The sequence below is a fragment of the Bartonella sp. AA168HLJHH genome (assembly GCF_042197365.1).
In the GTDB taxonomy this organism is placed as follows: domain Bacteria; phylum Pseudomonadota; class Alphaproteobacteria; order Rhizobiales; family Rhizobiaceae; genus Bartonella.
The window spans coordinates 264,385-287,353 of sequence record NZ_JBHIRS010000001.1; the positions used below are offsets into that span (position 1 = coordinate 264,385).

Genomic DNA, 22,969 nt, shown 5'->3' on the forward strand with positions numbered 1-22,969 from the left:
CAAGCATTTATAATTTTTGTTTCAATAATTTAAAAATAAGCAGACAATTTTTTTTAGAAAATAAAAAGGTCACTCCTAATGAGTGACCTTAATAATAACACCAACTTTAATGATTGATGATTAATCTTGTTCTTGTTTTTTCAAAGCTGCACCCAGAATATCACCAAGAGAAGCACCTGAATCTGTAGAACCATATTGTGCAACAGCTTCTTTTTCCTCTGCAATTTCTAAAGCTTTAATCGATACTGAAATTTTACGTGTTTTTTTATCAAATGCTGTGATGCGAGCATCAACCTTTTGCCCAATTGCGAAACGCTCAGGACGTTGCTCATCACGATCACGCGCAAGATCAGCACGCCGAATGGTTGTCTCAAGGTTGTGGTCAATCAATTTCACACCAATGTCATTGTCGTTAACAGCAATCACTTCGCATGTTACAACTGCACCTTTTCGCAATTCGCCAGAAGCAGCTGCTTCTCCAACTTTATCACTGGAAAGCTGCTTAATTCCAAGAGAAATGCGCTCTTTTTCAATGTCAACATCAAGGACCACAGCTTTAACGATATCGCCTTTATTGTAAGTATCAATAACTTGTTCACCAGGACGGTTCCAATCAAGATCAGACAAATGAACCATACCGTCAACATCGCCTTCAAGCCCAATAAACAGACCAAATTCTGTTTTATTTTTAACCTCTCCTTCAATTTGCGAATTGACAGGAAATTTATTAGCAAAAGCTTCCCATGGATTTTCAAATGTTTGTTTTAAGCCAAGAGAAATACGCCGTTTAGAAGGATCAATCTCAAGAACAACCACTTCTACTTCTTGTGATGTAGACAGAATTTTTCCAGGATGAACATTTTTCTTTGTCCAGCTCATTTCAGAAACATGGATCAGCCCTTCGATTCCTGGTTCAATTTCAACAAAACCACCGTAATCAGTAATGTTGGTAACAGCACCCGTAATTTTTTTACCAATCGGATACCGGACACTGATGCTTTCCCAAGGATCACTTTCAAGCTGTTTCATTCCAAGAGAAATACGGTGCGTATCTTGATTAATGCGAATAATCTGCACTTTAATCGTTTGGCCAATTGTGAGCACTTCAGATGGGTGATTAACACGCCGCCATGCCATATCTGTAACGTGCAAGAGACCATCAATCCCACCAAGATCAACAAAGGCACCATAATCTGTAATATTTTTCACCACACCTTCAACGATTTGGTTTTCTTCAAGATTTTGTACGATTTCTGAACGTTGCTCAGCGCGACTTTCTTCTAAAACAGTGCGGCGTGAGACCACAATATTGCCACGACGACGATCCATCTTCAAAATTTCAAAGGACTGTGAATTATGCATGAGGGGTGAAACATCACGAATGGGACGAATATCAACTTGGCTGCGAGGCAAGAAAGCAACGGCACCATCAAGATCAACTGTAAAACCACCTTTTACTTGGCTAAAGATCACTCCATCAACGCGTGCACCAGCATTGAATTTTTCCTCCAAACGGACCCAACTTTCTTCGCGCCGTGCTTTTTCACGCGATAAAACAGCTTCACCCATCGCATTTTCAATGCGTTCAATGTAAACCTCAACTTCATCGCCAACTTGCAAAGAACCATCTTTTGCTTTAGCTCCAAATTCTTTGAGAGGAATACGTCCTTCGACTTTAAGACCAGCATCAATAATGGCCATGTCTTTTTCGATTGCAATAACACGACCTTTAACAACAGATCCTTCATTAAGATCATTAGTTTGAAAAGATTCTGTTAAAAGGGCTTCAAAATCCGCTGTTGTGGGATTGTATTGTGACATAAGAACTCCTAATATATACCTTGTATTATAAGGTATGAGCGCTAGGTTAGTGTTAACATAAGCAACTCCCTAGCCTTTTCCCTTGAATAAGGGAAAAAAGTTAGCGCTAGGCTGGAAGTTACCTTAACGAATTTATCCAATTATATGCATTTTTATGATTGGATCAACAAAACTGCATGCAATTTCAAATGTTGCTTCTATACTCAATTCTGACGTATCAAGCAAGTGGGCGTTTTTTGCTGGTTTTAGTGGACTTTGTTTGCGCGTTATATCGCGACTGTCGCGCTGTTCAAGTTGAGCTAGGATTTCATGATAATTTGCTTGAACACCTTTTTTTAAAATCTCTTGGTAGCGGCGTTTGGCGCGTGTTTGAACATTGGCTAGAATATAAAACTTGATATCGGCATCAGGACAAACAATCGTTCCGATATCACGCCCATCAAGCACACAGCCGGGTAAAACTTTAGCAAAGTTGCGTTGTTTTTCGACAAGAATTTTGCGTACAGCAGGGTTAATTGCTATTTTTGAAGCCGCTTCACCAAGTTCATGAGAAGAAAGAAGAGAAGGATTTAAGGTATTAAAATCAAGTTCTGTAGCATAAATAATAGCATTTTTTTCATCATTAAGAGCTAAATTTTGTTGTAAAAGCGTATGAGCAACACTACGATAAGTAAGACCAGTATCGAGATGACGAAGGCGATAATGTGCAGCAATTTTGCGTGCTAAGGTTCCTTTGCCTGAGGCTGCAGGTCCATCAATGGCAATAACAAAAGGCTTCAAGCGATTTTCCCCCCAAGTTTTTTTATAAAAGGAATAAACTCTGGAAAGCTCGTAGCGATCATTCGTTTATCATCAATGGTAACAGGTTTTTCTGACACAAGCCCAAAAATGAGAAAACACATAGCAATTCGATGATCAAGATGTGTGGCAACATACCCCCCCCCCAAACCTTTGGCAGAACCTTTTCCATAAACAATAAGAAAATCTTGACCTTCTTCACAGTCTACACAATTAATTTTTAATCCTTGAGCAACAGCAGACAATCGATCTGATTCTTTTACACGCAATTCTTCAATTCCTAGCATAACTGTTTTGCCTTCTGCAAAGGCTGCTGCTACTGCCAAAGCAGGATATTCATCTATCATCGATGGAGCACGTTCTTTGGGCACCGTAACGCCTCTAAGGACCGATGATTTTATCCGTAGATCAGCAACATTCTCTCCACCTGTTTGACGTCGGTTCAAAAATTCAATTTGAGCACCCATTTCCCACAATGTTTCGATAAGTCCTATTCGAGAGTTATTTATCAAAACATTTTCAATGGTGATATCAGAGTCTTCTACAAGAAGGGCTGCGATAATTGGAAAAGCAGCAGAAGAAGGATCACCCGGAATATGAATCGTTTGTCCAGTAAGATGGGGTTGACCATTAAGATGAATCAAACGCGCACCTTTGTTATCTTTTTCTATTTCAAGTTGCGCACCGAATGCTTTTAACATTTTTTCCGTATGATCTCGTGTCAGAACTGGTTCAATAACAGTTGTAGTGCCGGCGGTATTGAGTCCAGCAAGCAGGATTGCTGATTTAATTTGGGAGGAAGCTATTGGAACACGGTAACGAATCGGATTAGCCATTTTCGGACCATAAAGCGTTAAAGGAAGGTAATCGTCGCGCGTTGCCTCAATTTCAACCCCCATGAGACGCAGTGGATCAAGGATACGCCCCATTGGACGTTTAGAGAGAGAAGCATCACCAATAAAGGTTGTTTTCATATGATACGGACCAACCATTCCCATAACCAAACGAGCACCTGTTCCAGCGTTTCCAAAGTCTAAAGGTTTTTGTGCAGCTAAAAGGCAACCATTCCCTGTTCCTCGTATGATCCAGAAGTCTCCTTTTTTAATAATACAGGCACCCATAGCTTGCATAGCAGCAGCTGTATTGAGTACATCAGCGCTTTCAAGTAATCCATGAATATATGTCTCACCACTTGCTAATCCTCCCAATATAAGAGAGCGATGAGAGATTGATTTATCTCCTGGTATTTGAATTTTTCCAGAGAGACTACTCGATTTATAGGTGGTTATAGGGATTGCTTTTTGCATGGAAATTCTATTTAATTCTATCTAACTTTTATGAAATTGTGCATCCTTTAGCACATGCTTTAAAAGACGTCATGAAAAAATCACTGTGGAACAGTGTATTTATCTTTGACAAAGGTATTATTTTTCGATTAAGCACCATAAAATTTATCTTTTAATGGAATAATAGTTAATCAAAGAGGCACGGTTTATGGCAAAACAAGAACTTGGAACTAAACGTGTTGATCCAGAAACAGGAAAAAAATTTTACGATCTAAATCGCGATCCTATTGTGTCGCCCTATACAGGAATTTCTTATCCGCGTTCTTACTTTGAAGTTGCAGCAGCTGAAGCAAATAATGAAGAAGAAGTTGATACTGAGGAGCTTGATACAGCACTTGAAAAATCTGCTTTTATGCTTCTTGAAGATGATGATGTGGATTCTAAAGATGACGATCTTCCTGATTTAGAAGATAGTGATGTAGATCTTGGTGATGATGATGATACATTTTTGTCTCATGATGGTGACGATGAAGATGATGACGTTACTGATATTCTCGGAGGCGGTGTTTCTAATGATGACGATGCTTAAAAGAAGTAAAAGAGGACATCTTTTCTATTGAATGTAAATTCTTCTTGATCTTCAATTTTGATCGTTCTAGAAAAGTTGGAATTGTATACTGTCTTTTTGGGACAATTTGTTTTTATAGGGGCTATAGCTCAGCTGGGAGAGCGCTTGCATGGCATGCAAGAGGTCAGCGGTTCGATCCCGCTTAGCTCCACCAAAAGGACCAACTGTTCTATCAAGGGAATCAATCATAATAAAAGATGTGTGCATCAATTTAAAAGGTTTATGTGCTATTTAATTATCATTCCAATAGCGCCTGTTCCTTGCATTTTAATGATATTATAATACATTTTTAATCATTTGTTGGATTATAAAATTTACTGTCGCAACCATGAAAGTAGATAATTTTTTTATGCTTTGCACAGAAATAGAAAATGATCTGTTTAATCTGCGCCTTGTCTTAAAGGACAAAATCTGAATTTCCTTTACCACAATATTTCCACAAATATCATAATATGTTGGTTACTGGTATCTTTTTAAAAGATATGAAGTACTTAAACAAAGAGTAGAGAATAAAATATTAAAATATACTTCTCAATTATTGCGAATCAGAACTTTTTTCGAGTATTTTTAGCCTGATCAGATGTTCTGCCAATTAAAAAATACCTACCTTGAGTAGCGTATACCTGCTCAATACTAAGGTATATTAACGCTTAAATAATATATTGAATCAATTATTTTTTTTCCTTGCACGTCACAAACAAGGTCGAGGTGTGAGAGCAAAGTGGTGCCATCATTATATGTGCTAATTCCCAATGTTACCGATAATTCTTACATTTGAAAATGTATGTTCATAAAAAAATATTTTTAGTCTTTTCTTTCACAGTTTTTATCCACATACCCATTGTGCTTGTTATCTGCAAGCCAATGGTTTTATTGATTCAACCTCAAGAGATCTGAAACGATAAAACCCTACGCCATTCGAGATTCTTACTTTAATATAAATAACGATATATTATCTTTATAAATCAATATGCTTAAACCATTTAAGAAAAAGAATAAAAATGCTTCTCATAAATATTCTCAAATGCAAAAGCTATCACAACATTGGAGACTGACTTGTTACTTCATAGGCGTTACAAATCTTTCTCTGAATATTCCCTACCCTGAATATTCATTGTGTGTAAAGTTGCATATACCTTATCATCCTATAAACGGGAGTGTTTTTACAATACAATAAGATAACTTTTTTCAATTAAGATGGACTGGATGGACGAATATGTTTTATTTCATACAATACTAAATACACCTAGTTCTTTTGAAGACTGTAGCGCCCTCTTTATACAAAATAACGTTTTTTCGTTTAATGCATTTCTCGTTTTTTTATATTGAATATTTTACCCTTTTTATGATGCCCGAATTGCATTTGTTTTAATTGCTATTTTATACGCTTAACAAAGAAAATATTCATATAATAATCAGCCAGTAATACGCATAATGAAAATAAAAAATGATATTATATTTTAAAATTTTTCTTCAATAATCTCTGGCACTTAGCCCAATGCGAAATGCCAGCGCTAAATAGAAGATAGTTTCTATTATAAATTTTTTTAACAAAGGAGGTAAAAATGTCGAGAGTATCTTCAAATATATTGTGTATTGCAAAAACTTTCTGTTGCTTGAGTTTATTCTAAAAAAATAACAATTTATTTCATTGAACGATCGGAAAAACGACACTATTTTATCATATCATGCGGAATTTTGCTTTCGAATAATTTTATCCCATCAATTCCCTGATTGAGATTTTCAAAAATCTTCCCTAATGCCATCCACATCTTTTTAATTGCTGTTCATAGAGCCTCGATATCCTTGCCATGCGCTGTGCTGTCTGTGAAAGCGCAGCACTGACATGCCCACCACTACGTGCATAAGCACCATGCCCCATATGATAATTTAAATAAAGGCTATATGCATCATCAAACCTCACCCCATTGCGTTGAACACTTTGGCGATGATACCAAGCAACAAAATCAGCAGCATCTGCGAAATTCGTACGCCATGCAAAAGACTTTCCTGTAGAGCGAAGATACATTGCCCATGTACTATCAAGCGCTTGAGCATAACCATAAGCTGTCGACCGACGCTTCCATGGAATAAAACCAAGTAGTTTTTTGCGTGGAGGACGTGCATTGTGACGAAAGCTCGATTCCATCTTAATGGTTGCAAGAATAATAGGCATAGGAATCCCATAGCGCATTTCTGCTCTTTGAGACGCCTTTCTCCAATTATCAAAAAAACCATTTTTTTGTGCTAAAATAACGCAAGCATTGTTTGTGTGAATGGGAGTGGTTGTTGCGCATCCCTCTAGCAAAAACACCAGTGCCCCTAAAAACAAAAGGTGTCGCATATTCCTATTCCTCTCGTTTAAGAAATAAAACAAGATAGAGATACTAAAAAATGATTACCAATCAATAAAGAACATGATCTAACTTGTAATATTTAAGAAGCTTGCTTTGCTTTATTCCTCATCAGCAAAACGCAATGTTTGCGACTGAGCCAATGTTGTCATTTTTGTTGGTTCAGAGTAATTTTCTTTTAATTCGACAGTTTCAATGCGATTTGCCCGTTTCATGATTTTGGAAGACGATATCAAAATTCCCTCTATATCTTCACCTGCTTTATGAAAGTGCTTCTGTAGTGCGCGAACACGCGTATCCATTCGTCCAAAATCTTCCATCAATTTTGCTACTTCTGATTGAATTAAATGCGCTTGTTCACGCATCCGCGCATCTTTCATAATGGTTTGTACCACTTGGACAGAGAGCATCAACAAAGATGGTGAAACAATAATCACATGGGCTCTATTGGATTTTTGTACCAATGCCTCAAAATCCTCATAAATTGTTGCGAAAATCGATTCAGATGGCACAAAAAGGAAAGCAGTGTCATGGGTTTCTCCAGGAATCAAATATTTTTGTGCAATATCACGAATATGAACTTCCATATCGGTACGAAATTGGCGTTCTGCCTCTTGACGCTCTTGCGCTGATTCTGCCTTACGCATAGCATTCCAAGCTTCCAGAGGAAATTTAGCATCAACAACAAGAGAAGGAGCTTTATTGGGCATATGAATGAGACAATCTGGGCGCTTTCCATTGGAAAGAACAGCCTGAAAAGCATAAGCGTTTGTTGGTAAGGCATCGGCAATAATTGCTTCCATCCGCCCTTGACCGAAAGTACCACGCGTCTGCTTATTACTTAAAATGGACTGCAACTGAACAACTTGTCCCGTAAGCGATTGAATATTATTTTGTGCTGCATCAATCACTGCTAAACGCTCTTGCAAACGATTCAAATTTTCATAAGTGGATTTGGTTTGTACCTGAAGTGTTTGGCCTAAGCTTGTTGTCATCCCATTGAGTTGCTCACTGAGTGATTTATTCAATTCAGCCTGCCGTTGACCAAAAATTTCCGCCATCGTTTGCATTCGTCCTTGCATTTCAGCTTGTGTTTTCAACAAGGTAGCCATCTGCATTTGTGCCTCACGTGCGCGTTCAGCAATTTCATTTTCCAAAAATGCTTTTTTTCGATGAGAATGTATCAACATAAAAAATGCCAAACAGACAAGTATAAATAAAAGCAAAAGCATTAGTTTAGAAAAAAAATCACCAGCGAATATGGAAAAAAACGAATCAAACATAAATTGTAATATAACGCTCTTATTGTAAAAAAACGCAAGAATCCGTTATTCAATATTGACCAATAACAAACCATTGATTAATCTCTACTTATGCCAATGAGATCTTTAGTTACTTTACCTGATCCAATTTTACGGGAAGTGTCCAAACCTGTTGAGCAGGTCGATTCAGCTCTCCAAAAACTTGCGGATGACATGTTGGAAACCATGTATAATTCTAAGGGCGTTGGTCTTGCTGCTATTCAAATTGGTATACCGCTACGTATGTTGGTTATAGATGTCTCTGGAAATTCTGAAGATGAGCAAAAAAAACCACTTGTTATTATCAACCCTGAAATTTTATGGCTTTCAGATGAGCGTAATATTTACAAAGAAGGCTGTCTTTCTATTCCTGATTATTTTGCAGAGGTTGAACGTCCTAAACGCCTTCGTGTTCGCTATCAGAACCGTGAAGGAAAACGAACAGAAATTGAAGCAGACGATCTCTTAGCAACTTGCTTACAGCATGAAATTGATCATTTAGATGGGCGCCTTTTTATTGATTACATTTCAAAGATCAAACGCGATATGGTGATACGAAAATTTAAAAAACGTGCAAAAGAAAAAAACATGCAGGAAGCAGTTTTGTAATGGCTTTACGATTAAGTTTTATGGGAACACCAGATTTTTCTGTTCCTATTTTACATGCTTTATTGGATGCAGGTCATGATGTTGTTGCTGTTTATAGTCAACCCCCTCGTCCAGCAGGACGTCGAGGGCTGAAATTAATCCCCTCCGCTGTTCACACCGTAGCAAAAGAGAAATCTATTCCCATCTTTACGCCTCAAACACTCAAAACAATCGAACAACAGGAGCAATTTGCAGCACTTTCTGTTGATGCTGCTATTGTGGTGGCTTATGGACTCCTTTTACCTAAAGCTATTCTCGAAACGCCACGTTTTGGTTGTTTTAATGCCCACGCTTCACTCTTACCACGTTGGCGTGGTGCTGCGCCTATTCAACGAGCAATTATGGCTGGTGATAAAGAAACAGGTATCATGATCATGAAAATGGATGAAGGACTTGATACGGGGCCTATCGCTCTTTCTCGCTCCATCCCCATTACTGATAACACCACCACTGCTGAGCTTTCAAACAGACTTTCACATATTGGCGCAGAACTTATGGTAGAGACTTTATCAACTCTTGAAAAAGGACAACTTAAACTGACCCCACAATCAGAAGAAGGCATCACCTATGCCGCCAAAATTAGAAAAGAAGAGACCCGCATTGATTGGACAAAACCTGCAGAGTTTATTCATAGGCATATTCGCGCGCTCTCTCCCTCTCCTAGTTGCTGGTGCAATATGAATATCGGTGGACGAGAAGAACGTGTAAAAATTCTTGATAGTCGTTTAACAACAGGTCCTTCTCTTGAAATTGGACGGATAGAACCAGATTCTTTGATTATCCATTGTGGGCAAGGACGGATAGAAATAACCTCTCTCCAAAGATCTGGCGGTAAAATTCTTGAGTGCGCCACCTTTTTGCGAGGTGCTCATATTTCTGCTGTTTTTTAAGATGCCACGTTTTAAACTCACTCTTGAATATGATGGTTCAAATTATGCTGGTTGGCAGCGTCAAGCAAAACTTCACACGATACAAGGAGCTCTTGAACAAGCAATTTTTTGCTTTAGTGGACAACAATTGACCATAACAACAGCAGGAAGAACCGATGCGGGCGTACATGCTACGGGACAAGTTGCGCATGTTGATTTTGAAAAAAACTGGCTCTCCCATACTGTGCGTGACGCGCTCAATGCTCTTTTACGTAAACAGGGAGAGGCGATTTCAATCTTAAATGTAGAAAATGTCCCTGATGACTTTGATGCACGATTTTCCGCTGTAAAACGCCATTATCTTTTTAAAATACTTAATCGTCGCTCTCCACCAGCTTTAAATGCCAAACGCGTGTGGTGGATACCAAAACCTCTTCATGCTGAAGCCATGCATGAAGCTGCGCAAAAGCTTGTAGGACAACATGATTTTACAACTTTCCGTTCAGCACATTGCCAAGCCAAAAGCCCTATTCGCACCCTTGAACGCCTCGATATTCAAAGAGAAGGTGAAGAAATTTTCCTTTATGCACAAGCTCGTTCTTTTCTTCATCATCAAATCCGTTCATTCGCAGGAAGCCTCATGGAAGTGGGTATTGGACGTTGGACAGCTCAAGATATCGAAACAGCTCTTCATGCTAAAGATCGTAAACGTTGTGGTGTTGTTGCCCCCCCCTCAGGACTTTATTTAACCAAAGTAGAGTATTAATGATCCTTCAAGAGTGAGCATCTCAAAAGTCGTTAAGGCAGTTTATAAAAAGAACGAATTTCTTCAAAAGCTTCTGCTGCTGTATTAACAAATTTCACAAAATTAATATCAGTAGGAGAAATTGTACCTTGTGCAGACAGATACTCAAAATTGACAGTATTGCTCCAAAATTCTTTGCCAAACAATAAAATTGGTACCTGTTTCATACGCCCCGTCTGTACTAAAGTTAACGTCTCAAACAGTTCATCCAGAGTTCCAAATCCGCCAGGGAAAATGGCTAGGGCTTTCGCTCGTACTAAAAAATGCATTTTGCGCATCCCCAAATAATGAAAATTGAAACATAAATGCGGCGACACATACGAATTAGGCTCTTGCTCATGTGGTAAAATAATATTCAAGCCAATCGTTGGGGCACCAACATCACAAGCACCACGATTTCCCGCCTCCATGATTCCTGGTCCGCCCCCCGTAACAACCACAAATTCACGATATTGTGTCGTAGCAGAATAGAGTGAGCACAAACGCGCAAACTCTCTTGCTTCATCGTAATAATGTGACATAGCATGCAAATTTTTCTTTTGTATTTCATTTTTTGCAGCCCACGCTGCTTGCCCAGGTTCAGGAATACGCGCACCACCAAACAAAACAACTGTTGATTGAATATCATATTCTTTAAGGGTTATTTCCGGCTTTAAAAATTCAAGACTAATACGTTGTGAGCGCAGCTCTGGACGCATCATAAAATCTTGATCGATATAGGCTAAACGATAAGTAGACGAACGCATTTGTGCTGAATTAGAGATTTTATGGATCTGTTGTAGAGCATCCTTCGTATGGAGAAGTGGTGTCCAGTTTTCTTGCTCCCTTTTTCTTTTTTCTTTACAGCTTTTTTTCATGCACCTGTCCTACTTCCTCATCGTTTTATTGACTGAACACATTTCTTCGCGTAGTTCATAGAGAATAAATCTTGAAGCTTTCAACTTGTTTAACGGAACTCTCGTCATGACTCATATCACACAACTTGAAATTATTATCGAAAAAGCTTTTGACGACCGCGATTCTATCGATACTACCACAAAAGGCGAAATACGTGAGAGTGTTGAACATGCATTGAACCTTCTTGATAAAGGTGAAATCCGTGTTGCAGAACGACAAAAAAATGGACAATGGCATGTTCATCAATGGTTGAAAAAAGCGGTTTTACTCTCTTTTCGGCTTAATCCTATGCAAATTATTACTGGTGGAATCAATGGGACACATTGGTGGGATAAAGTTCCTTCAAAATTCTCTGGTTGGCAAGAGGCAGATTTTAAAAGTGCTGATTTCCGTTCCGTTCCTGGAGCCATTGTACGTCATTCTGCTTACATTGCACCCAATGTTATATTGATGCCATCCTTTGTCAATCTTGGTGCTTTTATCGATGAGGGCACAATGGTTGATACATGGACCACCGTTGGTTCTTGTGCACAAATTGGTAAACATGTCCATCTTTCTGGCGGTGTTGGTATTGGAGGTGTTTTAGAACCACTGCAAGCAAATCCAACAATCATTGAAGATCATTGCTTTATCGGTGCTCGCTCTGAAATTGTTGAAGGCTGTATTATCCGTGAAGGTGCTGTTTTGGGAATGGGAGTCTTTATTGGAAAATCAACAAAGATTATTGATCGTACAACAGGTGAAATTTTTATTGGTGAAGTACCAGCCTATTCAGTGGTTGTACCAGGTTCTCTCCCCGGAAAACCTTTACCAAATGGTGAAGCAGGCCCAAACCTTTATTGTGCTGTTATTGTAAAACGCGTTGATCAAAAAACACGAGAAAAAACATCTATTAATGATCTTTTACGTTCTTAGACACAAGATTAATTCATAAGAATATTTCATCGTTTTTTAACTTGAATAATAACCTCGAATACAAGGATTCTCTCATTTCAAATCCTTTCATAGTGAATCAATCACTATCATTTCCTTGCACGTTATAAACGCAGTTGGTGTGTGGGTAAGAAACACTTCAAGAAAAGAGTGAAATACCTTTAATGAATTCTCTCAAGTGATAAGGACTGTCATAATATTTTGAGCTGAAAAAAAGTATGATGGGTGCGCTTTGCACCTTTCTGACGCGTAAAAGCGGTAATGCCAAATGGATTTTATATCATTCACAGTGTATTTTACGTTATATTTTTCATAGCCCCCGTTGTGAAATGGAGTTTGATGTATTGAGTGATGATTTACGAAAACGAGCACGCCAATATGCAACATAAATGTATTTTGTTTAAAGCATTCTGTTTTACGTGAGGAAGTGATACCATTATGCAATACACAAGAACATGAAGCACGACGCAATTCTATTTAAAAGTGTTCTTTAAACACCTGAACCAATCGACAAAAGCAAAAGCGCAATCAATGAGAGAAAATACCCCTTTTTTCATTATTTGTTCATTTTGAGCGCTTGAATAAATGCCGATTGTGGAATTTCTACTTTTCCAAATTGACGCATCCGCTTTTTGCCTTCTTTTTGCTTTTCCAAAAGTTTGCGCTTACGCGTAACATCACCCCCGTAACATTTCGCTGTTACATCTTTACGCAAAGCACGAATCGTTTCGCGCGCTATAACTTTACCACCAATAGCCGCTTGAACTGGAATCTGAAACATATGCTGAGGAATAAGATCTTTCAGTTTTTCGCACATTGAACGCCCACGCTTTTCTGCAATCGTGCGGTGAACAAGCATCGATAATGCATCAATAGGCTCTCCATTCACCAAAATAGACATTTTAACTAAATCACCTTCTGCATAATCTGTCATTTGATAATCAAAAGAAGCATAACCCTTTGAAATCGATTTTAGCCGATCATAAAAATCAAAAACAACTTCATTCAGTGGTAAATCATACGTTACCATAGCACGGGTTCCAACATAGGATAAACCAACCTGTACCCCACGCCGCTCTTGGCATAGCTCTAAAATTGACCCAAGATAATTATCAGGAGTCATGATTGTTGCCCGAATCCATGGTTCTTCTATGGAAGAAATTTTAACCACATCAGGCATATCCGCTGGATTATGTAACTCTTTAACAGAACCATCATTCATATTCATGCGATAAACAACTGAAGGTGCTGTCGCAATTAAATCCAAATTAAACTCACGCTCTAATCGCTCTTGAATAATTTCAAGATGCAGAAGTCCCAAAAAGCCACAGCGAAAACCAAACCCCAAAGCCGCAGATGTTTCCATTTCAAAAGAAAAACTCGCATCATTTAAGCGTAATTTGCCCATGGCTGCACGCAAATCATCAAAATCAGCAGCATCAATTGGAAAAAGCCCACAAAAAACAACCGGTTGCGCCGGCTTAAAACCAGGCAAAGCATTTTCACAAGGACGACGCTCTTCAGTAATCGTATCCCCAACCCGTGTATCTGCTACCTCTTTGATAGAAGCAGTGATAAAACCAATCTCGCCTGGTCCTAATTCATCAACCTGTACCATTTTAGGTGTAAAAACCCCAACGCGCTCAACTGGATATTTTGCACCTGTACCCATCATACGAATGGTTTGGCCTTTTTTTAAAATACCGTCTATCACCCGTACCAAAACAATGACACCAAGATATGCGTCATACCAGCTATCAACCAACATTGCTTTCAAGGGATTTGCAACATCGCCTGTATGTGGAGGTGGTAATTGTGCAACAATTGCCTCCAAAACATCAGGAACACCCAAACCTGTTTTTGCTGATATTTCTACTGCTTGAGATGTATCAATGCCTATCACATCTTCAATTTGTTCTTTAACTCGCTCAGGTTCTGCTGCTGGAAGATCAACTTTATTGAGAACAACAACCAACTCATGGGAATTATCAATGGCTTGATAAACATTTGCTAACGTCTGCGCCTCTACGCCTTGGCTTGCATCCACCACCAACAGAGAACCCTCACAAGCTGCCAATGAACGCGAAACCTCATAAGCAAAATCCACATGACCTGGTGTATCCATAAGATTTAAAATATAGGTTTCACCATTCTTTGCCTTATAGTGTAAACGTACCGTCTGTGCTTTAATAGTAATTCCACGTTCACGCTCAATATCCATGGAATCGAGTACTTGTTCTTTCATCTCACGTGTATCAAGCCCACCTGTTATTTGAATCAAACGATCAGCTAAAGTGGATTTGCCGTGATCAATATGCGCCACTATGGAAAAATTACGAATATAATTACGATCTATTGTCATATAAGGCGATTTAGCAAAGAATAATACAAAACGCAAAGACCAATTATGCTCCAGCTCCTTACAAAAGAATATAAACCTAAAAAGCCTCTCAAAACACAACTTTTTATAGCCTAAAAAATGAGGCTTTTATTTGCTAAATTAAATCCAAGGCTGCTAAAATGATCTTTTCGCATCTTATTTGATAACTCATATGCTGTAGTAAGCTGGCACCATCACACACTTTGCCAATCTTCAATATTGCGACGATCCTTTACATTTGAAAAATTTTATAAGAGATATGCTTTTCTTTTACAGTTTTTACCCACATGGCCCCACCCACTCACTTGTGACGTGTAAGAAAGTGATTTGGATTGATTTAACATGAAAATGATTTGACGTGAGAAAATTTTACGGTATTCAGGGTCATAATTGAATGTGAATAATGCTATATTATAATTATAAATCAATGTATTATCATATTTATATGATGGGCGTGTATATCACTTAGGCTTGCAATAAAATTCGCAAGAAATGCTTTTTATTTGTACGCAATAATCTGCTTTTTTAGCAATCTTATATAAAATAACATGAATATCGAGAGAGTTTCTTCTCAATTTTTAAAACTTTAGAAATACGCTCTATTGAGTGATGTTTTTATATAACTCCTTCCTTCCTCCATTAAATATAAAACACACCAATCCTCTTCGATTCATTGGATAACGCATTGATTTATAATGATCGTTTATTGTTTTGCAATTTAAATTAAAGCTCTGAATATCGCGAGCTTCTCTCATTTTAAATCTTCTCATAATGAATCAATAAATTTTTTGCTCACCCATTATAAAACAGAGCTAGTGTATGGATAAAAACGTTTAAGAAATGAGTAAAAATACCTCTCTCTTTCAAATGCCAAAAGCTATCGTAATATTGAGAACAGATAAAGAAAATGCTCGTGCCTTTTATTTTAAGTAAAATGATGATGCTCTGTGGTTTTTCTATACTTCATGCAAACCGTCAATGAATATGATGTATATTGAGAAAATTATCTTTTAAAAAACGCTTTAATGTACAACGTTATGGGGATACTTTGGGCGTTCTATTTTGCGTGAGAAGCGTAACTCTATTAAGGGACAAAAGAAATAACGTGCGACAGTGCGTAATTTTCATTATTCAAAAACATTACCGTAGATGTTTTTGAAAGTTGTTAAAGCCGAATTTAAAGATGAGCGTTAATTTTTACCTTTATATCACCTCATGTTTTGGCTCAATGAAGGTTGTCTGCCCGGTTCAGAAATCTGACAAACAGAGAGAAGCATACTATTTCTCCAATTTGGTATGCAAAAACTGGAATAATTTATAGAACTTCTTAATCATCTGAATATTAAAAAAGCTCCAAAAATGAAAACTCTATAAGCAAAAAGCTCATGCAATAAAATCATAATAAAAAAATGTATAGCTAATCAATTTTTTTAATTGCTTTATTTTTTTTACGCCATTGTGAAGGTTGTAATTCAGCCACAATGATCCCAATCAGAATAAGCAAACCGCCCAATAAAGCTAAGGGAGATAAATGTTCTCCAGCCAAACGCCCAACAATACCAGCCCATACCGGTTCACCTGCGTAAATGAGTGTCGCACGCGTAGGGGAAATAGACTTTTGTGCCCAATTCATAGCTAATTGAATGATGGCACTCATTAATGCCAATCCTATACCAATATTAAACCAAACCCACGAAAATTCAGGAATGCTTTCTCCCATCAAAGGCATACAAGCAAATGAAAAAAAACCACTAAAAAATAACTGAATAATGGTTACACGCCGACTATCAACCTTGTTCGCAAAAATTCCGATGAGTATGACTTCTCCAGCAATCGCTAAAGCGCCTAACAAAGTTAAAATTTCGCCTTTTGAAAAATCAAAATTTCCCGGCTTTTGTCCTGAAATAAATACAAGCCCAATAAAAGCGAAAATAATGCCAATCCAACAAGCTAAACGGGGAGGTTTTTTAAAAACAATCCATTGCAAGATTGGAACCATCGGTACATAAAGCGCTGTGATAAAAGCTGACTGACTACTAATAATTGTTTGAAGTCCAGCTGCTTGAAAAGCATAACCAAAAAACATGGCTAAACCTATTGCCATCCCAGCGAAAACTTCATAAACAGTTATACCTTTTATAGAACGCCAAAAAATTACCCCACATATAAGAGATGCAACAATAAAACGAAATCCAACAAAAAACAGAGGACCACTATAGCGTACCGCAATGTGAATGACTAAAAATGTAATGCCCCACAATATTGTCGCAGTAAATATTGCCAATTCTGGCTTACTTAATAAAGGATATTTAAACTGTTTTAGATTCACCATGAAAAACTTTCTCTTCCAATTTTCCCCACAATTTATGAAACAATAAGCGTTCCAACTCCCTGTTCGGTAAACAGCTCTAGTAAAACAGAATGAGGAGTTTTACCATTTAAAATGACAACACCTTCCACACCATTTTGAAGGGCTTTTATGCAAGTCTCTACTTTTGGAATCATGCCTCCTGAAATTGTCCCATTTTTAATAAATTTCTCAGCTTCAGAAACTGTCAATTCTTTTAAAAGTTTACCTTGTTTATCCAAAACACCAGGAACATCAGTGAGAAATAAAAGGCGTTTAGCCTCTAATGCACCAGCAATAGCTCCAGCAAAAATATCAGCATTGATATTATAAGTTTTACCATCGCGTCCTGGAGCTACAGGAGCAAGAACTGGTATCATTTCAGAAGATGCTAAAAGATCTAGCAATGTGCGGTCAACTTCAACAGGCTCACCAACAAACCCCAAATCTAAAACACGTTCAATATGCGAATCAGGATCAATGACAGTTTTATAAGCCTTTTCGGCAAAAACCATATTGCCATCCTTGCCGCATAATCCTATTGCCCATTCACCCTCAGCATTGATGAGAGCAACAATTTCTTTATTTATGGAACCCGCTAAAACCATTTCAACCACTTCAACGATCCGCTCATCGGTTACCCGTAGTCCGTTTTCAAATCGTGATTCAATCCCCATTTTCATTAAAATTTCAGCAATTTGAGGCCCACCACCATGAACAACAACAGGATTGATCCCCGATTGCTTTAATAGAGCAATATCACGCGCAAATGCTCGCCCCAAAGCAGGATCACCCATAGCATGGCCGCCATATTTTACCACGACCGTTTCATTTTCATATTTTTGCATATAAGGTAAAGCAGACGATAAAAATGCTGCTTGTTTTTCCAAAACATCTACATCACCGTTTTTAGCATCATCCATCAATAGAGCCTCCTCATCACTTTTTACCATCTCTTAATGAAATTTAGGAAAAGTGAAAACAATAAAACCAAACTTTACTCTATCCACCCCCTCCCCTGAAAATCGTCAATTTTCCTCTAAATTACGAAAAAGGAATAGCAAAATGAAATACAAAAAACTTCCTTTAAAAATTGACAGCGAAAAATTAAACAAAATAGACGTAAAAAAATGTCATTATTTTATGACCTTATATATAAAATTGAAAAGCAAAATTTTGAAGCTAAGCCGTACATTCAACTCATTAGTTTATCCCTATGGATACTTAACAATGAATAGGAATATATACAACCATTGATTTTGTAAGATAAAAATAAAGTTTCTTATAATAATAAAATTAACATATTCCCAAGATAAGAAATCACTCAACTGCTTTATAGCTTATCCCAATAAACTATAACTTTGGTTTTAAAAATTTGACTTTTTCTCAATCATTAAACATGAGGAAATGTCAATTGAACGCTCCTCATGGAGAATCATAATAAGTTGATTTATAATCATAATTTATCTTTTTATATCGTAAAATCGAAAAAAGGCTTTGCAAAATTATCATATATTGTGACTTTATTTCGATAACTCTTCAGAAGCATCTTCGTAAAAGCATTTAATTGTTTAGATTACTCTCTTCGTAAGGTTTTATAAAACTTCTCATTTTTCATGATCGGTCATTAAGTTTTTCTTTCTGCATAGCGATACATGCTTGAATTATTCAATGTTTTGTAGAATTTTTAATTCTTTTAATTATGTTATTTTATGAAAAAAGATTCATTTCGTAAATTTCTCTTTCCATATCACCAATCAATTTCAACAATATATCGTGCTGTTTTCTAAGCATATTGTGCTATTTTTTATTGTATTTATTTTTTCTTTTTAAAGGTAACTTCCTCTATCTTCCCACCAACTTTTTATTATGCCAATAAATTCAATTAAGTGAATTCCATCGAATCTGTTTCCCCACAAGAGAGATATATCGAAAAGTGTTTTGTTATGTCTTCTTTAGCATTCAACACACATTATCTCATTCCACAATTTCTTTGGAACAAAATAAACTTGATTATAGCGTTTTTATTATCTGGAAAAACTATTTATGACATCAGAAATACAAAACTAAATCCGCATCTAAAAAGACATGATTACTGCTAAAAGCTAAGATGAGGCATGTAAAAGCTATTCCGAACAAAATAACCCTTATTTTAAAGGAAGCAGTGATTAAAACTATGAAAAATGCCAAAAATAAAATCGGTTATAAGAAGTTGATACTTTATTTGAAAAAGATGGATTGCCTAACAGCTTATTTAGCGTTTCTTGGCAAGCCGCTACCTATTTTATAGTTTTATTATAGAGCCTTTAAAAAGAAATTTTGAGTGAAAAAATAAACACCAAAAATACTGAATGCATAAAGGCAGTTATCATGACACTGGCAATATTTATTATCAATCACTCAATTGCGTTCTTATATGGATAAGCCCTTTTTAAAATGTCATAGACACTCAAAAATAAGACTTATCCATAAAACTCATGAAATATAAAAACTATCAGCAGCAGGAGTTTATCCTAAATTAGCTGTCTCTCTCTTTTCTTTTCAAGAAAAAATGCTTTTCAAAGATAATGAGACAATAGAAAGCTTAATGAAAATAACTTTCCCACAGTTCTCTCTAATTATTCTGAGAACATTCACATAATTTTAACCAGAAATATTTTCAAAAAATTCTTTCATACGTGAAAAAAAACCATGTGATTGCGGTGAATTTTCATGATTTGAGAGTTTCTCAAATTTTTGCAACAATTCACGTTGTTCTTGCGTTAATTTCTGCGGCGTCTCAATCGTGATATGGATGTAAAGATCACCCCTTGCTTGCTGACGGCGCAACATGGGCATACCTTTGCCTCTAAGGCGGAATTGACGTCCATTTTGTGTCCCTTCTGGAATCTTAACGCGTGCTTTAACACCATCAAGGTCGGAAACTTCAAACTCTCCTCCTAAAGCAGCTGTTACCATTGAAATAGGAACGCGACAGTGAAGATCTGCTCCTTCTCGCTGAAAAAACTCATGCGGTTTAATGGAAAGGAAAATATAAAGATCACCATTGGGGCCACCACGAATACCAGCATCACCCTCACCAGAAAGGCGAATACGCGTTCCATCTTCAATACCAGCTGGAACATCTACGCTTAATGAACGTTTTTTCTCTATACGCCGTGTCCCCTGACATTTGGGGCATGGATCCGTAATAGTTTCACCACGTCCATGACATGTAGGACATGTCCGCTCAATAGAAAAGAACCCCTGTGCAGCACGCACACGACCAGATCCATGACATGTTCCACAAACTTGCGGCTTAGAGCCTTTTCTTGCTCCTGATCCTTCACAAACATCACACGTAACGGAACTGGGAATATTAATTTCTGCAGTTTTTCCTGAAAATGCCTCTTCTAAAGTCACTTCCATATTATAACTCAAATCTGCGCCACGTTCGCGACTATCACCACGCTTACGGTGTGTCCCTCCCATAATCTCACCAAAAAAGTCTTCGAAAATATCCGCAAATCCACCACCAGCAGCAAAACCACCAAAGGGATTTGCTCCCCCTTGACCACCGCTATTTTCAAAGGCCGCATGGCCAAATCGATCATAAGCAGCACGCTTCTGGGGATCTTTAAGAACTTCATAGGCTTCGCCAATTTCTTTGAATTTTCGCTCTGCCTCTTTATCCCCCGCGTTGCGATCAGGATGATATTGCATTGCCAACTTACGAAAAGCAGATTTCAACTTTTTATCATCACATTCGCGAGTCACGCCAAGAATTTCATAATAGTCAACCTTCATCATGTATTCCTGATAATTTTTCTGTCATCCATCTTTATGGATAATATTGCTTTTAATTTATATTTTTAGCAACAAAGTTGCAACTTATCTCAAATAATAAAGCCCAGCCTTATATTTCAAAGGCCGGGTTTATCAATTAATCAACACATATGCTGACACTATTTCTTCTTATCATTAACTTCTTCAAAATCAGCATCAACAACATCATCATTCTTTGCCTCTGTTTCAGTGTCAGCGCTCGCTGCTTGTGAGGCTTCGTACATAGCCTGTCCAAGCTTCATACTGACTTCTGCTAATTTTTGCATCTTTGTTGTTACTTCTTCCGTATCACTGCCTTCAAGCGCAGATTTCAAATCAGATATTGCTGTTTCAATCTGTCCCTTTTCTTCAGCTGATACTTTATCGCCATATTCATTGAGCGACTTTTCAGTTGAATGAATAAGAGCCTCCGCTTGATTTCTAGCTTCAACACCTTCACGGCGTTTTTTATCCTCAGCCGCGTGCTCTTCTGCATCCTTTACCATTTTTTCAATATCAGCATCACTTAAACCACCTGATGCCTGAATACGAATTTGATGCTCTTTACCTGTTCCCTTATCTTTGGCCGAAACATTAACAATACCATTCGCATCGATATCAAAAGTAACTTCAATTTGAGGTATACCACGTGGAGCTGGAGGAATACCAACAAGATCAAATTGAGCCAATAACTTATTATCACTTGCCATTTCCCGTTCACCTTGAAAAACACGAATCGTCACAGCACTCTGGTTATCATCAGCTGTCGAAAAAACTTGCGATTTTTTCGTCGGGATAGTGGTATTGCGCTCAATAAGGCGTGTGAAAACCCCACCCAAGGTTTCAATACCCAAAGATAAAGGTGTTACATCTAGCAACAATACATCTTTGACATCGCCTTGCAATACACCTCCTTGGATGGCAGCACCCATTGCGACCACTTCATCAGGATTAACGCCTTTGTGTGGATCCTTACCAAAGAAGCTCTGCACAACTTGCTGAATCTTGGGCATACGCGTCATTCCACCCACTAAAACAACTTCGTCAATCTCACCGGCCTTTAATCCAGCATCTTTCAACGCAGCTTTACAAGGTTCAATGGTACGCTGCACTAAATCGTCAACGAGAGATTCAAATTTTGCCCGAGTCAATTTCATTGTTAAGTGCTTAGGACCTGATTGATCTGCTGTGATAAATGGTAAATTGATTTCTGTTTGCTGTGACGAAGAAAGCTCAATTTTTGCTTTTTCTGCCGCTTCTTTTAAGCGCTGTAAAGCGAGTTTATCATTTTTCAGATCAATTCCTTGTTCTTTTTTGAATTCATCGGCAAAATAACCGACCAAGCGCATGTCAAAGTCTTCACCCCCTAAAAACGTATCCCCATTGGTTGACTTAACTTCAAAAACGCCATCTCCAATTTCAAGGACTGAAATATCAAATGTACCACCACCAAGATCGTAAACTGCTATTGTTTTTCCGTCCTTTTTGTCCAAACCATAAGCTAAAGCAGCAGCAGTTGGCTCATTAATAATCCGTAAAACTTCAAGTCCAGCAATTTTACCTGCGTCTTTCGTGGCTTGACGTTGCGCATCATTAAAATAAGCAGGAACCGTAATAACGGCTTGTTCAACTTTTTCACCAAGATAAGATTCTGCTGTTTCCTTCATCTTTTGCAAAATCATAGCTGAAATTTGTGACGGAGAATATTTCTTTCCCGCCTCTTCAACCCATGCATCACCATTGTCACCTTTAACAATTTTATAAGGAACAAGCGCTTTATCTTTTTCAACCATAGGGTCATCAAAACGGCGCCCTATCAAACGTTTAACTGCAAAAACTGTCCCTTCAGGATTTGTCACCGCCTGCCGTTTAGCAGGCTGCCCAACAAGCCGCTCCCCCCCATCAGTAAAGGCAACAACGGAAGGTGTTGTTCGCGCTCCTTCTGAGTTTTCAATAACTTTTGCGTTTTTGCCATCCATAACAGCCACACAAGAGTTCGTTGTCCCCAAATCAATACCAATTACTTTTGCCATATTATAATCTCCATTCAGCAAGCTACCTCAACCTTCATAAAGCATCTTTTTAAGATAGCTCCTCA

General features: G+C 37.7%; 16 protein-coding genes and 1 tRNA gene. 6 read left to right on the top strand and 11 right to left on the bottom strand.

Annotated features, from left to right (window positions below; translation table 11 throughout):
* Nucleotides 1–120: 120 nt before the first annotated feature.
* The 3 genes from rpsA to aroA form a co-directional block, all read right to left on the bottom strand.
* Complete coding sequence (gene rpsA / locus ACFINM_RS01045) at nucleotides 121–1,821, bottom strand: 30S ribosomal protein S1 (protein WP_026500132.1); 1,701 nt, start codon at nucleotides 1,819–1,821, stop codon at nucleotides 121–123.
* A 132-nt stretch (nucleotides 1,822–1,953) separates the two neighbouring features.
* Complete coding sequence (cmk, locus tag ACFINM_RS01050; protein ID WP_375629216.1) at nucleotides 1,954–2,601, bottom strand: (d)CMP kinase; 648 nt, start codon at nucleotides 2,599–2,601, stop codon at nucleotides 1,954–1,956.
* Nucleotides 2,598–3,926, bottom strand: coding sequence for a 3-phosphoshikimate 1-carboxyvinyltransferase (aroA, locus tag ACFINM_RS01055; RefSeq protein WP_375639730.1), 1,329 nt, complete (start codon nucleotides 3,924–3,926; stop codon nucleotides 2,598–2,600). Before aroA ends, cmk begins: the two co-directional genes overlap by 4 nt.
* 187 nt (nucleotides 3,927–4,113) lie before the next feature.
* On the opposite strand from aroA, the gene ACFINM_RS01060 reads away from it, so the two are divergent.
* Nucleotides 4,114–4,494 carry a TIGR02300 family protein gene (locus tag ACFINM_RS01060; RefSeq protein ID WP_375611400.1) on the top strand — a complete coding sequence of 127 codons (381 nt, stop codon included), beginning with the start codon at nucleotides 4,114–4,116 and terminating at the stop codon, nucleotides 4,492–4,494.
* 117 nt (nucleotides 4,495–4,611) lie between these two features.
* Nucleotides 4,612–4,687 (top strand) — tRNA-Ala (locus tag ACFINM_RS01065).
* Between the two features lie 1,602 nt (nucleotides 4,688–6,289).
* Here ACFINM_RS01065 and ACFINM_RS01070 read toward each other — a convergent pair.
* The gene (locus tag ACFINM_RS01070) at nucleotides 6,290–6,877 is read right to left on the bottom strand and encodes a hypothetical protein (RefSeq protein ID WP_375629210.1); all 588 of its coding nucleotides are present in this window, start codon (nucleotides 6,875–6,877) and stop codon (nucleotides 6,290–6,292) included.
* A gap of 111 nt (nucleotides 6,878–6,988) precedes the next feature.
* A complete protein-coding gene (locus ACFINM_RS01075; RefSeq protein ID WP_375629208.1) occupies nucleotides 6,989–8,170 on the bottom strand; it encodes a DNA recombination protein RmuC in 1,182 nt (393 codons plus the stop codon).
* 90 nt (nucleotides 8,171–8,260) lie between these two features.
* On the opposite strand from ACFINM_RS01075, the gene def reads away from it, so the two are divergent.
* Genes def through truA form a run of 3 tightly spaced genes read left to right on the top strand, consistent with a single transcriptional unit; the run spans nucleotide 8,261 to nucleotide 10,471 of the window.
* On the top strand, nucleotides 8,261–8,797 hold the full coding sequence (def, locus tag ACFINM_RS01080; protein WP_375629206.1) for a peptide deformylase: 537 nt from the start codon (nucleotides 8,261–8,263) through the stop codon (nucleotides 8,795–8,797).
* Complete coding sequence (gene fmt / locus ACFINM_RS01085; RefSeq protein ID WP_375629203.1) at nucleotides 8,797–9,726, top strand: methionyl-tRNA formyltransferase; 930 nt, start codon at nucleotides 8,797–8,799, stop codon at nucleotides 9,724–9,726. The genes def and fmt overlap by 1 nt, the downstream gene beginning before the upstream one ends.
* Before the next feature lies 1 nt (nucleotide 9,727).
* Nucleotides 9,728–10,471 carry a tRNA pseudouridine(38-40) synthase TruA gene (gene truA / locus ACFINM_RS01090; RefSeq protein WP_375639735.1) on the top strand — a complete coding sequence of 248 codons (744 nt, stop codon included), beginning with the start codon at nucleotides 9,728–9,730 and terminating at the stop codon, nucleotides 10,469–10,471.
* Nucleotides 10,472–10,503: 32 nt separating this feature from the next.
* Here truA and ACFINM_RS01095 read toward each other — a convergent pair whose 3' ends face one another.
* Nucleotides 10,504–11,367 carry an LOG family protein gene (locus tag ACFINM_RS01095; protein WP_375639740.1) on the bottom strand — a complete coding sequence of 288 codons (864 nt, stop codon included), beginning with the start codon at nucleotides 11,365–11,367 and terminating at the stop codon, nucleotides 10,504–10,506.
* A gap of 106 nt (nucleotides 11,368–11,473) precedes the next feature.
* Between ACFINM_RS01095 and dapD the strand changes: the two genes are divergently transcribed.
* Entirely contained in the window at nucleotides 11,474–12,322 is an 849-nt protein-coding gene (dapD, locus tag ACFINM_RS01100; protein WP_375620857.1) for a 2,3,4,5-tetrahydropyridine-2,6-dicarboxylate N-succinyltransferase, read from the top strand.
* A 574-nt stretch (nucleotides 12,323–12,896) separates the two neighbouring features.
* Here dapD and lepA read toward each other — a convergent pair.
* The 5 genes from lepA to dnaK all read right to left on the bottom strand — a co-directional run bounded on the left by lepA (nucleotide 12,897) and on the right by dnaK (nucleotide 22,904).
* The gene (lepA, locus tag ACFINM_RS01105; RefSeq protein ID WP_375611467.1) at nucleotides 12,897–14,702 is read right to left on the bottom strand and encodes a translation elongation factor 4; all 1,806 of its coding nucleotides are present in this window, start codon (nucleotides 14,700–14,702) and stop codon (nucleotides 12,897–12,899) included.
* A gap of 1,435 nt (nucleotides 14,703–16,137) precedes the next feature.
* Entirely contained in the window at nucleotides 16,138–17,052 is a 915-nt protein-coding gene (locus ACFINM_RS01110) for a DMT family transporter (RefSeq protein ID WP_375611392.1), read from the bottom strand.
* A gap of 32 nt (nucleotides 17,053–17,084) precedes the next feature.
* Entirely contained in the window at nucleotides 17,085–17,990 is a 906-nt protein-coding gene (gene argB / locus ACFINM_RS01115; RefSeq protein WP_375611391.1) for an acetylglutamate kinase, read from the bottom strand.
* A gap of 1,720 nt (nucleotides 17,991–19,710) precedes the next feature.
* A complete protein-coding gene (dnaJ, locus tag ACFINM_RS01120; protein WP_375639743.1) occupies nucleotides 19,711–20,853 on the bottom strand; it encodes a molecular chaperone DnaJ in 1,143 nt (380 codons plus the stop codon).
* Between the two features lie 158 nt (nucleotides 20,854–21,011).
* Nucleotides 21,012–22,904, bottom strand: a complete 1,893-nt coding sequence (gene dnaK / locus ACFINM_RS01125; RefSeq protein WP_273790233.1) for a molecular chaperone DnaK — start codon at nucleotides 22,902–22,904, stop codon at nucleotides 21,012–21,014.
* Between the last annotated feature and the right edge of the window lie 65 nt (nucleotides 22,905–22,969).

Excerpts from the sequence above, each read along its gene's own strand:
- rpsA (WP_026500132.1), bottom strand. The coding sequence starts at position 1,821 with ATGTCACAATACAATCCCACAACAGCGGATTTTGAAGCCCTTTTAACA.
- lepA (WP_375611467.1), bottom strand. The coding sequence starts at position 14,702 with ATGACAATAGATCGTAATTATATTCGTAATTTTTCCATAGTGGCGCAT.
- dnaK (WP_273790233.1), bottom strand. The coding sequence starts at position 22,904 with ATGGCAAAAGTAATTGGTATTGATTTGGGGACAACGAACTCTTGTGTG.
- ACFINM_RS01075 (WP_375629208.1), bottom strand. The coding sequence starts at position 8,170 with ATGTTTGATTCGTTTTTTTCCATATTCGCTGGTGATTTTTTTTCTAAA.
- ACFINM_RS01095 (WP_375639740.1), bottom strand. The coding sequence starts at position 11,367 with ATGAAAAAAAGCTGTAAAGAAAAAAGAAAAAGGGAGCAAGAAAACTGG.
- ACFINM_RS01070 (WP_375629210.1), bottom strand. The coding sequence starts at position 6,877 with ATGCGACACCTTTTGTTTTTAGGGGCACTGGTGTTTTTGCTAGAGGGA.
- ACFINM_RS01060 (WP_375611400.1), top strand. The coding sequence starts at position 4,114 with ATGGCAAAACAAGAACTTGGAACTAAACGTGTTGATCCAGAAACAGGA.
- argB (WP_375611391.1), bottom strand. The coding sequence starts at position 17,990 with ATGGATGATGCTAAAAACGGTGATGTAGATGTTTTGGAAAAACAAGCA.
- aroA (WP_375639730.1), bottom strand. The coding sequence starts at position 3,926 with ATGCAAAAAGCAATCCCTATAACCACCTATAAATCGAGTAGTCTCTCT.
- dapD (WP_375620857.1), top strand. The coding sequence starts at position 11,474 with ATGACTCATATCACACAACTTGAAATTATTATCGAAAAAGCTTTTGAC.
- ACFINM_RS01110 (WP_375611392.1), bottom strand. The coding sequence starts at position 17,052 with ATGGTGAATCTAAAACAGTTTAAATATCCTTTATTAAGTAAGCCAGAA.
- fmt (WP_375629203.1), top strand. The coding sequence starts at position 8,797 with ATGGCTTTACGATTAAGTTTTATGGGAACACCAGATTTTTCTGTTCCT.
- def (WP_375629206.1), top strand. The coding sequence starts at position 8,261 with ATGCCAATGAGATCTTTAGTTACTTTACCTGATCCAATTTTACGGGAA.
- dnaJ (WP_375639743.1), bottom strand. The coding sequence starts at position 20,853 with ATGAAGGTTGACTATTATGAAATTCTTGGCGTGACTCGCGAATGTGAT.
- truA (WP_375639735.1), top strand. The coding sequence starts at position 9,728 with ATGCCACGTTTTAAACTCACTCTTGAATATGATGGTTCAAATTATGCT.